Genomic DNA, 13,286 nt, shown 5'->3' with positions numbered 1-13,286 from the left:
CTGTCTGTTTTTCTTATTAGTAATTGATTTTCTATTCTATTAATTTCAGTTCTTCAATTCAATTTTATCTTTTGGAAAACTGCCTGTTATTCCCTTAATCTGATTGATTTCTGTATTCCAAATTTCCAATCCTGTTTTCAAGTTCTCCGGATATGAAACATTCTCAAACTCTATGTTTGAAACATTTTCGACGATCATAGCTGGTCCCGAAAGTGACGAAATGAAAACATTTTTCAGGCTAATATTTTCTGATTCACAGAATTTAGCACCTAATTGAGACGACATATAAACATTCTCAATTTGAATACCGCTGATTTTCATTTCCGGCAGACCATTAAAAAACATAGCCCGTCGTGAATTTACAGATACAATATCCTTAAAATAAAGATTACGGAAACTTGGCGTTTCTTCATTTGCAAGAGGAATATTCGCTGACTCCCCATCAGATTTTTTGTCTCCTACGAGTTCAGCAGAAGGTGAATTTCCACCATAATATAAATTGAAAGAAAGCGCGTCAGTAACAATATTTTGCATGCTAATGTTTGAAACATATATGTTCTCAACAACACCGCCTCTTCCTCTTCTGCTTTTAAAACGCAATCCAACATCAGTACCTAAAAACGAGCAGTTACTTACTTTAATGTTTTTCACCCCGCCCGACATTTCACTACCAACAACAAAACCTCCGTGGCCTTTATACACAAAGCAATTATCAACAATCACATTTTCGGTCGGAATTCCACGTTTGCGTCCATCTTCATCTTTTCCCGATTTAATGCAGATACCATCATCCCCTACATCAAATTTACTGTTTACAATAATGGCATTTTCGCAGGACTCCAAATCAAGACCATCACCATTTTGAGCATAAGATGGGTTTCTAACGGTTACATTGTCAACAATTATATTTCTGCATAGTAGGGGATGAATATTCCAGCTGGGAGAGTTTGAAAAACAGACTCCCTGCAAAAGCACATTTTCACATTCGATCAAACTAATCATAACCGGACGCAGAAAATCTTTAATGGATTGCCATTCTTTCTCTGTCTTTACATTTCTTGGAACATTCATGTTGCTCACAGCATCACCTTTAAGTGATTTTTCACTGGGAAACCAATAATCACTCCTTTTATAAGCACCTCCTTTTGCTGTTATTTTTTTCCATTGACTTTCGGTTACTTTTTGTTTTTTTACCGGTCGCCAAGCATCTCCGGATCCATCGATACAACCTTGTCCTGTTATTGCAATATTTTTAAGATTCTTACCTGATACAGGCGATTGACAACGACGTGTATCGAGGCCCTCAAAACTGGTTTCCACCAATGGATAATCGTTAAAGTCCCGGCTAAACTGAATCAAAGCTCCTTTTTCAAGATGAAGATTAATATTGCTCTTCAGTTCAATTGGTCCTGTCAGCCATATTCCTTGAGGTACCAGCAAAGTTCCTCCACCTTTCTCAGCCAAATCATCAATGGCCTTTTTAAATGCCACTGTATTTTTGAATTGCCCGTTACCAATACCTCCAAAGGAGGTAATGTTTATTTCCCGATCGGGAAACTGCGGTGCATAAACGAAAGGCATGTTAAAAGGTAAATTTTCATATAAATATGAAAATTTATAAGACTCATTTTCTGCCTTTTCCGTACCTATGGAGCAACCCGCGAAAAAGATAAGCCAGATATATTTCGAAAATAATTTCATTTAGATTTTATTGTGTTTTTATTCCTGATTAAGGCATTACAGCCAAATTTTCCCATACCACATTCCAGGTTCCATCTTTGGGGAATCCAGGAGCAGTAATCGTATTGTTATCCCATCCTGCACACATCATTGCAACAGCAGTTAATAAGCCACCATTACCAGGCAGATAAACCCTTAAACGATCATCCTGATAATTATGACCATTAACTAAATAGGTGTTGGTTCGTTTGTCCATTAACAAAGCTTCCACTGCTTTTTCAGGTTCACCCAATCTGGCCGCGCACATCGCTGTCATTGGATAATCCCATCCCCATGTTTTGTCCCAATTCCATTTATCTAAAATCCAATTAAGGGTATTTTTCATATCATCCGGTCTTGCCAATTTGCATTGAGGCAAAATTCCCAAAGCACCCAATACGGCAGGATGATCGGAAGTAAAACGAATATCTTCGTATGTATCCAAGGCATCTTCTGCAGCCAGATACAAACCATCTTTTTCTGCTAGTGGCGATAATTTATTGATTATATCATCCCATTTTTCATTTCTTTTTTCGCCTAAGCGTTCGCGCCAATTTTGGGCAACTGATAAGGCATAATGCCAATAAGACAACTCGAATGGCGGATTAATAGTTTCTGCAGCCCGCAATGATTCCTGAGCAGGAATAATTCCTTTCAGAACATACCTGTCTCCCTTCTCATCATAAGTGGCAAACGAGGCCATAAATTCAGCTGTTGCATTCACCAGATCCTTGTACTTGGTAAGCACTTCTTCCGAAGGATGACTGCGGTATACCAGCTCGCTCATGTAAATAAAATGTGGTTGCTGCCAAATTAAAAACGAACCTACCGAAGAAGGTGCTTCAGTGGCCGAAGGATCGGTCATTTTCATCCAGCGAACTCCATCAAAGCCTTGTCGTTCGGCTATTTCTTTTGCTACTGGATAAGCTGTAGAATACCAATCCAGACTTCTCTCCAATAAATCAGTCCGGTTCCATAATGCAAATTGAACAGCATGCCACCAGTGCATTTCCAAATGAAATTTACCGAACCAACTGTTGTAGGTTAAACCTGTTTCCTGCGGAGGAATGGATCCGGCACATTGTATCGCCATTAAATATTGAGATAAAATTACGCGTCGTTCCAATTCGTTCGCTCGGTTATCAGTACATTTCGAAAAATCAATGGCACCACCATTTTCCCAAAATGATTGCCAATATTCCGATGATTTCACAAGAACATTGTCTAAAGAATCTGTATTATCAGGTTTCTCTTTCGAATAGGCACAGGTAAAAGAAAATTGATTACTGCTTGGCGATAAAACAAAATAATGAGGAGCTTTTTCATCCATCTGCGCCTTTCCTTCCCATTTAATTTTCACAAAATAACAGTCATTATCCAATGTTCGTTTCAACAGACAAAATCCATCACCTTGAGAAACGACCTCCGTTTTATGTTTTTCGGGGACATCCCAATTGCTGGCATCATCTGAATGGTTTCCTGTTGGGTAAGGAAATTTAAAATTGATTTTTAACTGAGCCTTACCAATAAGAGCTGATGATATTTGTGCCTGCACTTCATCTATAGATGGATGACAGGCTGTCTTCACCAAAACAGAATCAGAATCCAGTTTGAATTGACTAAGCAGCAGACCATCCCACAATTTCAATTCCTGATGAATATCAGTTACATCTTCAGGACTAACTGCACTTCCATCTTGATGACTTAATTCCAATCCGATATAGCCTAAATGTAAACGATGCGGATTTTCCCTGAACCAGTTGGCTGCATCATGAGCTCTTCCATGAGTTTTACTTTGTACGGCATACAACTCATCTTTTCCTCTAAAATTGTAGGTTTTTAAGGATTCTTCCGGCTTATAATTATTGGGATTAAGAAAACTATGCCATCCCCATTGCGATTGAGTTCCTAAAGGAACCCCGTTTTTATAGTTGTTTGGAAATGTCTGCAATCCTGTGGCATCTGCCGTAAAAGCAAAATTTCCATTCCCAACCGATAAAGAACTTAATTCGTCAATTTTGGTTACGACCGGATTATTTCGTGTTACCAGTTCGTACCGGTTTATTTTTTCAGGCACTTTATTTTGACAGGCGAATAAGGCCAAACAGGCGATTCCGATTGGTAAAAATGGTTTCATAACAGAAAAGATTCGATATAATTTAAGGATTAATTTTTGTCATTAACTTAAATAAAACACTTTGATTTAAGCGTAGTTATGGAATCTCAAATTTATATTAAGAAGCCAATGGATGGCATGAAGGATTGTACAAATCTATGGAATATTGTACTGGATATATAGTAGTCTAAATGACATCTCATTTTGTATTCAATAAATAATCAGGTTTATACGAGTTAATATTTTTTTAATCAGAAGAAGATATAACACTATTACAATAATTAGTGTTTTTAACTTCTTTTGGAATAAGGTATATTAGTACTTTTAACGAATTATTCCTCCAATTTAAAACTAAGGTTTATATTATATACATTTTTAATCCCAACATAATTTCAGATGAAATCAACAATCTTATCCATTGTATTATTTACAATGATCAGCTGTTCTGCAATAGGACAAAACCTTACCAATGCCAGCTTATTTCTTAGGAGCGACTCTGTTTACACCAATATGATTCAGGAAGAATCCGGTGACTTATACAAAACAATTGGACATCACGGACCTGCTGTTGAAAATGAATGGTTAGCACTTCGCTTGTATTTTAATAATAAAGCTACTTCGATTGATGTTTACAACAAACAAAAAAAAGGTCTCGAATTAAAAAATGCAAAATGGTATCCTTCCGAAAAAGAACAGAAAAAAGGTCTGGGTGCTGATTATTATAAAGTAGGATCTACAGTGGGACTTGGAGGTGTTCGCCTTTGGGATGGAGAAAATGTAGTGCTTTTAGCTCCTGTTTCGAATCGTATTGCCACGGTTAAAAAGGAAGCCACTTATTCTCAAATGGAAATGTTATCAAAAGATGTTCCATATAAAGGAAAAAAGATAGATGTATTGGTTCGTGTAACCGCTTACACCGGAATTCGGGAAATGAGAGTGGAAGCTTTTGCTTTAACAGATGAGGATGTTCAGTTTGTTACCGGAATTAACTACCACAGAGGGCAAAAAGTTGAAAAAGCCGATAATTATATGATTGCATGGGGTTATCATCCTGAAGATGTGGCCGCAGAAAAGATTCAAGTTGGAGCTGCAATAATGATTAATCCAGATGATTATCAGGACAGAAAAGATGATGGGAAACAACAACTTTACATCTCGAAACCGACAAAATACCTAAGCACGTGGGTAACATCCACTATTGAAAAAGATAAAAAAATGGGAACCTTTGAAAAATTTAAAGCATACGTTGGTAAAACTAAAAAATAAGCATGTAAGTAAGGGGCCGTAAAGCCCCTTACTTTTTCCTTACAACAAAAAAATTATCACTCCTGTTCAAGTATCGATTTTATTGTATCCGCCCAAATTTGATATCCTTTCTCTGTCGGATGACAATAATCTTGAGCCATTTCTCTTGTCAAAACTCCATCTGGACTTACCAATTTCGGACCAATATCTACTAATTTAATGCTATTTTTCTTTGCAAATTGCTCCAATTTGATATTGATTTTATTAATTAACTGTCGTCTCGGATGATCAGGTTTTTCTTCCCTTGGAAAAACAGACATTAAGATGATTTTAGCTCCAGGAACTTTGGATCGAACACATGAGTATACGGCCACAATCCCCTCCACAATTTCTTCAACCGTATTTGCCCGGGCATTAGATGTCTGACTGGTATTATTCGTACCGATATGAATGATTACAGTCCGGGGATGCAAACCATCCAATTCTCCATGATCCAAACGCCACAAAACATTCTGTGTGCGATCCCAGCCAAATCCCAAATTTAAAACCCGGTATTTGTTAAACAGATTGTTCCATGAAATAGGACCATTGGATTTTCGGGCTCTGCCATCAGCGTATTTTAAATCAGGTTTGCCTCCCCAAAAATGAGTGATCGAATTACCGATTAAAACAATTTCGGGATTGATTGAGTCTTTAATTGCCAGCACATCATTGTGTCTGTCCCACCAATTGTAACTGTCTTGTTCCAATTTTGAAACCGGTACGATAGCCGTATTGCTGTTAATTTCAGTATCCAATACCTTGTCGTTCATCAATTGCGACAACAATGGCTCCATTGATTGAGCCCACAATTTTGCTCCCAGAGGCGTAGGATGCAACCAGTCAGACATCAACTCATGCTTGATTGAACCATCCAAATTGAGAAACAGATGGTTTACATCACAATAGAATACATGCTTCCGGTCACTTAACTTAGAAATTAGATCGGCTGATCTGTCAAGAATGGCACGATGAGAAGTTGGATTGGGGCCATCGTAACTACCTGGAAATGGTCTCAAAAGCACAATCTTAGTTTCGGGCAAACGAGTTCTAATCTCTTTTACAATTGCTTCAATACCTCCTGCCACTTGCGATGCCGTATGCCGGGTAGGATAATGCTTTTCATCCACGTTGTTTGTGCCTACTTCGAGTATAATCGCCTTGGGAGATTGTCCATTAAGTATTCCCTTTTGAATATTCCATAAAATATTTTCGGTTCGGTACCCGCTAAAACCCAAATTTACAGCATTTCTTGGAGCAAAAAACTGATTCCACACCTCTTGGTATTGTGTCTTTTCAAAATTGTTAATGATCGAATTGCCCATCAATATCAAATCATATTTATTGTGTGCTATCAATTTCAGTTTTTCAGCCAAACGTCCCTTATTATAGCCCTCGGCAGGTATTGTTGCTGGATTCACATCAGTTTCAACTGACATTTTACTACATTCCATAGAGTTTTGAATGAAATGCTTCAATTGAAACTCTTCAGCTATTGGATTGATATTTTCTCCTGCCAAATAAGTACTGTCTTTTATCACTTTCAACACGGCTCGCCCATCATAACCAATCCATGTTTTGTAATAATCAATACACCTTGTTTTGTTTTCAACTTGATCGTTTTCATTTACCAGCAAAAACAAATCAGATTCTGGATTCGTGGGAGGCATAATTGTCGGATACACAGTACCAGTCATACATTTATCCATACCGGTTGGTGAAATCAGAATTAACTTTTCAGGTTGCTCGCCCTTATTCAATCTCCCGACTGCCTTTGCTGTAAGATTAGCTCCGGCAGAAAAACCAATAATAACCTTAGGGGAGTTGCTAAAACCAAGCTTCTCAAAATTATTTTTCAAATACTGACAGGCTGTCAATACATCATTCTCTGCCAAATTTTGAATGCAGGATTCTGTCCCGATGTGATAATCAAGTACTGCAACATCATACCCATTTTCAGTAAGAAAACGAGCTACCTTGATACCTTCCTGTTTGGTATATATGGAACTAAAATCGCCTCCGGGAACTACTAAAACCGTTCCTTTAGACATTTTTGTGCAGGTTCTAAAAATCCGGAACATCGGACTGTTCAGATGATGAATAATTCCATCCTTTTCAATTTTATTTCCTTGTAAGACTTTTTCACCTGATATCAATAAAAATTTAGAATTCTCTACATTCTGCCCTACTGCCTGAGCCATAATCACTTCTCCTACAAATAGCAGAACAATCAATAAAATAAAAATACCAAAGTCTGGAATAGAGTTATTTATATATTTTTTCATCGGTGAATTATTTAGTTGTATTTGAGCGTTTTACAAAAAACTCTGATCGAAAATCATGTGGTAGAAATGGATACACTCCTGTCTTTGGTATTTAAGATCTTTTGCAGTAAGGCATCCCCACAGGAATTATTAAAGCGTATTGTTTTCTCCAGTGAATCTCACATGAATACTATCCGCAAATACGCATCCCTTATAAAAAACCTGCAGCTTAACTTTAATCGCTTGATCTGCTGAATAATCTTTCGCCTTTAGAGTCAGCGACCTGTCTGAATTTATCTCTGCCTCGTTTACTGTCCAAATATACTTATCGTAATCGTAGCCGGCATCCAAAGTGTAAGTTTCCTGCGAGCATGTAATTGTATCAAGAATAATTCGTTGAGCTTCATGGTAACGTGCATTCATGCCATTGGCTTTTCCATCATTGGCTTTTCCCGATTTTGAACGAGCTCCTCTTTGAAGCCGGTATTCATTGTTCCAAAATTTCCCTAAATCAGATCCCAAATAAAAACCTGGTTGTGTAGGTTGATTGTAGCTTATGTTTTGATCAGCCACGCTAAGCCGGTAGATATGATCACTCAGCAAGGTGTGAAAACGATAAGGAGTGCTGTAATTGGTCATGTACAAACGAAGTTCTTTGTTATCTTTTGTTCGCACCAGAATTTCTTCACGCCAATCTCCCACAATGTCGGCTTGAAGACAAGGATTCCCTTTTGTCCAGTTGTTAGCGCTTAAGTCTTCACTTAAAGGGATAGGTAAATTTATTACACCATCCCCAGTCCATTTTGTGATGCCAACAAATTCGCGGCCAGTAACACTCGATCCATCCAGCAATTCACGGTTTAAATCACCATCCCACCAAATGCCCATATTAATTGACGGAGTGTTTTCAGTAATAAATTTTCCATTGGCTGTATAAACACCTCCTGAATGAGTTGTCCACAATTCACAGCCTTTAAATCTTGGATCAATATCAGCAGCCATAGCTCTTCCAACATCTTCGAAAGAAGGAATGCCCCAAATATACTCCCCTGTACAGGCATCACGTAATTCCGATCCGGCCTTAGTCGGAACGTGTTCATGACAATCCCAAACTTCCAGTCCCGGCCGTTCTATATCAATATCCGTTAAATGCAAAGCATCACCATGCCCCAGCTGTGTATTGTAACCACCTGTTCCATCTGCATTAATCAAACAAGCACCATAGGTAATTTCATCTTTACCATCTCCATTTACATCACCAATACTTAATTGATGATTTCCTTGTCCTTCGAAACTTTTGTATTCTCCATTGTTATCGGTTGTGCTAAAATGCCAGCGTTGCGTTAATTTCCCATCTCTGTAATCCCAGGCTTCCAGTACTGTTTTCTCGTAATAGCCTCTACATATTAGAATACTCGGACGCATTCCATCAAAATACCCCACTCCTCCTAAAAAACGATCCACACGATTGCCAGTTCTGTCACCAAAATCATTTGGAGCCCCTCTTGAAATGTAATTTGCTCTGGCCAGCTCTTTCCCTGTTGCCCCTTCTATAACGGAGAAAAACTCAGGGCCATGCATTATTTTTCCATAAGTCCGAGAAGCAGAATCCCTATCCACATAATCACGAACACCATCCTTATTTACGTCACCAATTACCTGTCCATCTCCAAATTGAGTTCCTTCTGCTGTTTTAACTGCAATTTCAGCTTTTCCATCCCCATCAAAATCGTATGCCATCATTTGAGTATAATGAGCACCTTGCCGGATATTAATTCCCAAATTAACGCGCCACAAAAATGTTCCGTCAAGTTTGTAAGCTTCCAGCAGCGGGCCTCCATTACACACACCGTTGTGCGAATTATCATGACCGCTATTTTCACGTTTTAGTACAATGTCCAATTCTCCGTCTCCATCCAAATCGGCCACAGTTGCATCGTTGGGACTGTATTGCCATAAACTGTCACCGGGAAATGCTTGTATTGGAATTGATAAGTATGGATGATCGGCCATTTGCGGCGTGAGTACATAAGAAGCCAGCATACGATGTGTTTCTGCATCTTTTAAAACATAGGTTGTTGATGTTTTTGTATTTGCTAAGCTATCTTTAATAAAGGTACTTGTGGCTATTGGAGTTTTATTAAGCTTACGCTCTTTTTCGTTATTATCGATACAGTAAACGTCAAATTGTGTTTCGGCTTTATCTTTTGGAAGAAATCTCCAGCTTACCGCTACAACTCCATTTCCCTGATGAATGGCAACTAATCCTCTCCCCAAATTTTCCTTTTGAATAGATGGTGCGTAATTTGGTCCTTTTACTATTTGGGAAGGTGTTTTTGTGCAACAGGATTGCAGCACACCACAAAGAATCAGAATAAGAATTTTATCTGCAAACGAACCTAATGAATTAAACATGTTGTATAAAATTATATTGCAACTGCTTACTAAAAGGCTGCAATGGTGTTTACGATTATTGAAATATTATTTTTAGTGAGCTTCGAATGGATTTTCTACCAAGTTGCCATCTACTCTTACGCGATCAACATCGCAATTTTTCACATCATCCAGCACAAATAAGGGACGTGCATCCTTTTGCTCAAAATAAAATCTGATATTCTCGAAAAATATGTTTTTAGCATGCCTCACATAAAAACCTGAGGCTGGAATTGTTCCAAACATCCAAGGTTCAGGATATGTTTTCTCACTTTCGGGAGGTACAATTTTCCCATCTTCTGCAGTACAGCCTCCTTTAAAATGAATGTTGATATTAGAGAATGAGATTTCTTCAACCTTGTGACCAGGCACACCACTTATGATATTTGAAAATTGCGAATCGGCATTGTAAACATTCACATTACTTATTTGAACTCTTCGCAGCTTTCCAACGGGAGTGCCTTTCGGACTGCGCTGACGTGCTCCCAAGCGAATGAAAAATGGAGAATTGCCCACATTTCTCATCGTAATATTCGAAACCACTACATCTTCGAGCCAACCTCCGTCAACAGCTTCAATGGCCAAACCTCTGCTTCGTTCGAAAATACAATTGGTAATAGCAATATTTTTAAAACCTCCACTTGACTCGGTTCCTAATTTAATACGTCCGGTATTTGAACCGTGATCAGGAGCTACAGCCTCGTCGGTTTCCCACTTCGCCGTCAATACAGATCCTTTATCGTAACCAGAAACAAAACAACCATTGACAGTAACGTTCTCGGTATCTTTAAAATATCCCAAAGCATAACTCGATTTTAGAACAATGGCATCGTCCCATGGGCAATTTACACTGCAATCGGTTATACGAACATTTTTACAACAATCAATATCAAACCCATCACGATTGGTGTCTACTTTAAGATTGAGTACGTGCAAATTATCTACTCCTGTTGCTAAAATGGCAAAATGACCGCAGTTTAGCATCGCTACATCCTTAACGGTAATGTTATGACACTCCTTAAACGACAATGCTTTATTTCCAACTCCGTGGAGCCGACTTTCTTCTCTGGTTAATCCCTCACCATATATTAATCCATTACCACAAATGGTTATGTCGTGCTCATTAACAGCCCAAAATAAGGAATTTTTCCAGTGGCTATGTCCAAAGTCCTGATATGGATTATCAAGATTAGGCTCAGCAATATCATAACCTTCCTTTTCGGAAGGGAAAGCCGCTAAAACAGTAGCACCGGATTCTATTAAAATGGTGATATTACTTTTTAATCGTATGGAATAACAAGCATATGTTCCGGCAGGAATATAAATAGTTCCTCCTCCATTTTGAACCGCCTCTTCAATAGCACTGTTAATGGCAGGAGAATCAACGGTTACACCATCTCCCTTAGCTCCAAAATCTTTAATATTATAAGTTTCGGCCTTTAAAGAGATACCGTATAGTAATGCTATAAGCAGGAATAATTGTCGCATATATTTTTTGTTTTTAATCTGGTGTCGATTTCATCCATTCTGTTTCTTTGTTTACCCTGTAACTTCCTTCTTCAAAAAGCTTTGGAAGCATAAAATAATTGTAGTCGGCCGTAGGATTCAGAAAATAGAAACAAAAATAGTAATTCTGTTCGTCCACCATTTTAAGATCAGCAGTCAACACTTGCGTCACAGTTTTCTTTCCGGATTTAAGCAATTGAATTGGATTCGCCTGTTCATTCGCATCTGCCAATCTCAATGTACCTCCAGGAGGTGTTAATCCTTCGATAATTTTAAGCTTACGGCTGTTTCCATAATAAAGAGTAAATGAATTCCCCTCAATACTAAAAACATTCTGGTAACAATCTTCGGGTAAAATAGCAGGAAGCCATCTGCTACTATCAACGTCTTTATTTGCAGCTCCTCCATAAGTCCATATCAGTTGCAAATCTTTAGGGAGATTTTCACCACATAGTTTCATTACAGCCCCTTTGCTGTCAGCCAAAGGACGAATTAAAAATTCAATAGCGCCCTTAACCAATATCTCATCTTTCAGAATGTATTTTTTTTCCTTTTCAGATGATTTCAGCTTTATGCTTTTAAACTCCGAAAACCACTTACTTGTACCTTGAGAAGCAACTCCAATTCGCAGTGTTCCTGCTAATTCTGGTGTAATTAGAGACCAATCCGGATTTTGAGCTTTAACAAAACCCAAACATAAAAAAGCCAGTAAAAAGGCGAATATTTTTTTCGACATCATAAATTGTTTAGTTTCCGTCTGGTTTTTGAATTTCAGCAAAAGGTGTTGGATACCATTTAAAATTCTTGAAATCGTCAGGCTTTGCAGGATTAAAATCCTTTACATCGTCTCTTAAATACTGCACCAAAGGCAAATGAATTTGTTTCATACCATACACAACACATTTTGCAATTTGATCAGCACCAAAAGGATTAAAGTGAGTGTTGTCTTTTAAAGGCGTATCCTGATTTGGGAAGGTATTGGCCGGATAATGAACAAATGCATTCACTGAATTTTCTATCCCCATGGCTTCATAAAGAGTGCGCGTATAAGAGTGCAAATCAATCAAAGAAATATTTTCTTCGGCGGCCAGTTCTCTCATCGAATCCGGGTAATCCATATGTGTGTCACCAATTTTCCCTTCCTCGTTAAAACTTCTGCGTTGAGTTGGGGTTACAAAAACAGGATTCGCTCCTTTTTCCCGAGCCGCAGCAATAAAATCTTTTAATCGATCCGTAAAATTCAAATATGCTCCTTTCCCCTCTCCTCTTTCCTTCTGATCATTATGACCAAATTCAACAAATATGTAATCACCAGGCTTAACCTGCGTTAATAATTTCTCTAATCTTCCTCTGGCAATAAAACCACTTGCAGTTTCTCCGGATTCGGCATAGTTAGCAAAACAAACATCATCACTAAAAAAAGAAGGGATGATCTGCCCCCAGGAACACCACGGCTCGTTTTCCTGATCAACAACAGTTGAATCTCCGCATAAAAAAACAGTAAGAGCAGAATCTGAAGGTGCTATTTCGATAGAAACAACCTGAGGAGACCCGCCGTTAAATTCAAAAGTCAGATTGCTATCCCAATTTAATTTGGTCTTTTCTCTTTCTTTGATTTTAACATTCCTTCCCGCTGTGATAATCGTATCTCTTTTATTGATATAGAAATAAACATCTTTAAATTCTCCTTTCTGAGTGAATATTCCGGTATAAAACATTCTTCTGGATTCCCCTCTGATCACGGTATGTCCTTCACTGATTTCAGATCCGACTCTCACATGTACTTTGTAATTTCCATCCGGTACATCTTTAAAAGTAACAAAACCGTTATTTGCTTTGCTTAAAGGATTCATGATCTTAAACTGGCTGTCTTTTTCACTACACGACTGAAATACCATGATTAAAACTACCACGATCATACATGCGGAGAGCTTCCTATTTACATTTCTAAAACTCATCTTAAA

Annotated in this window: 8 protein-coding genes; 1 reads left to right on the top strand and 7 read right to left on the bottom strand. The window is 38.1% G+C overall.

All coding sequences use genetic code 11. From position 1 onward, the window contains the following. Positions 1-45 precede the first annotated feature (45 nt). A complete protein-coding gene (locus ACKU4N_RS06280) occupies positions 46-1,701 on the bottom strand; it encodes a glycoside hydrolase family 28 protein (RefSeq protein WP_321321682.1) in 1,656 nt (551 codons plus the stop codon). Between the two features lie 28 nt (positions 1,702-1,729). Next, positions 1,730-3,856, bottom strand: a complete 2,127-nt coding sequence (locus ACKU4N_RS06275) for a hypothetical protein (RefSeq protein ID WP_321321680.1) — start codon at positions 3,854-3,856, stop codon at positions 1,730-1,732. Between the two features lie 375 nt (positions 3,857-4,231). Between ACKU4N_RS06275 and ACKU4N_RS06270 the strand changes: the two genes are divergently transcribed. Continuing rightward, positions 4,232-5,101, top strand: a complete 870-nt coding sequence (locus ACKU4N_RS06270; RefSeq protein ID WP_321321677.1) for a DUF4861 family protein — start codon at positions 4,232-4,234, stop codon at positions 5,099-5,101. 56 nt (positions 5,102-5,157) lie between these two features. On the opposite strand, the gene ACKU4N_RS06265 is transcribed toward ACKU4N_RS06270, so the two are convergent. The 5 genes from ACKU4N_RS06265 to ACKU4N_RS06245 all read right to left on the bottom strand — a co-directional run bounded on the left by ACKU4N_RS06265 (position 5,158) and on the right by ACKU4N_RS06245 (position 13,280). Beyond that, the gene (locus tag ACKU4N_RS06265) at positions 5,158-7,404 is read right to left on the bottom strand and encodes a GDSL-type esterase/lipase family protein (RefSeq protein WP_321321675.1); all 2,247 of its coding nucleotides are present in this window, start codon (positions 7,402-7,404) and stop codon (positions 5,158-5,160) included. 129 nt (positions 7,405-7,533) lie between these two features. Continuing rightward, positions 7,534-9,798 carry a rhamnogalacturonan lyase gene (locus ACKU4N_RS06260; RefSeq protein ID WP_321321673.1) on the bottom strand — a complete coding sequence of 755 codons (2,265 nt, stop codon included), beginning with the start codon at positions 9,796-9,798 and terminating at the stop codon, positions 7,534-7,536. Positions 9,799-9,870: 72 nt separating this feature from the next. Further along, positions 9,871-11,304: a rhamnogalacturonidase gene (locus ACKU4N_RS06255; protein ID WP_321321671.1), complete on the bottom strand. Its 1,434-nt coding sequence runs from the start codon at positions 11,302-11,304 to the stop codon at positions 9,871-9,873. 13 nt (positions 11,305-11,317) lie between these two features. After that, positions 11,318-12,061, bottom strand: a complete 744-nt coding sequence (locus tag ACKU4N_RS06250) for a DUF4450 domain-containing protein (protein ID WP_321321669.1) — start codon at positions 12,059-12,061, stop codon at positions 11,318-11,320. A 7-nt stretch (positions 12,062-12,068) separates the two neighbouring features. Then, positions 12,069-13,280 (bottom strand): rhamnogalacturonan acetylesterase, encoded by a 1,212-nt coding sequence (locus ACKU4N_RS06245; protein WP_321321666.1) that lies wholly within the window; start codon positions 13,278-13,280, stop codon positions 12,069-12,071. Positions 13,281-13,286 lie beyond the last annotated feature (6 nt).

Origin of the sequence: Labilibaculum sp. (assembly GCF_963664555.1) — a bacterium.
Classification (GTDB): Bacteria; Bacteroidota; Bacteroidia; order Bacteroidales; family Marinifilaceae; genus Labilibaculum.
Note: the sequence above shows the minus strand (reverse complement) of the source record. Positions and strands in the feature narration are given on the sequence as shown.

Coding starts and splice junctions, on each gene's coding strand:
- ACKU4N_RS06280 (WP_321321682.1), bottom strand. CDS start 1,701: ATGAAATTATTTTCGAAATATATCTGGCTTATCTTTTTCGCGGGTTGC.
- ACKU4N_RS06255 (WP_321321671.1), bottom strand. CDS start 11,304: ATGCGACAATTATTCCTGCTTATAGCATTACTATACGGTATCTCTTTA.
- ACKU4N_RS06250 (WP_321321669.1), bottom strand. CDS start 12,061: ATGATGTCGAAAAAAATATTCGCCTTTTTACTGGCTTTTTTATGTTTG.
- ACKU4N_RS06245 (WP_321321666.1), bottom strand. CDS start 13,280: ATGAGTTTTAGAAATGTAAATAGGAAGCTCTCCGCATGTATGATCGTG.
- ACKU4N_RS06260 (WP_321321673.1), bottom strand. CDS start 9,798: ATGTTTAATTCATTAGGTTCGTTTGCAGATAAAATTCTTATTCTGATT.
- ACKU4N_RS06275 (WP_321321680.1), bottom strand. CDS start 3,856: ATGAAACCATTTTTACCAATCGGAATCGCCTGTTTGGCCTTATTCGCC.
- ACKU4N_RS06270 (WP_321321677.1), top strand. CDS start 4,232: ATGAAATCAACAATCTTATCCATTGTATTATTTACAATGATCAGCTGT.
- ACKU4N_RS06265 (WP_321321675.1), bottom strand. CDS start 7,404: ATGAAAAAATATATAAATAACTCTATTCCAGACTTTGGTATTTTTATT.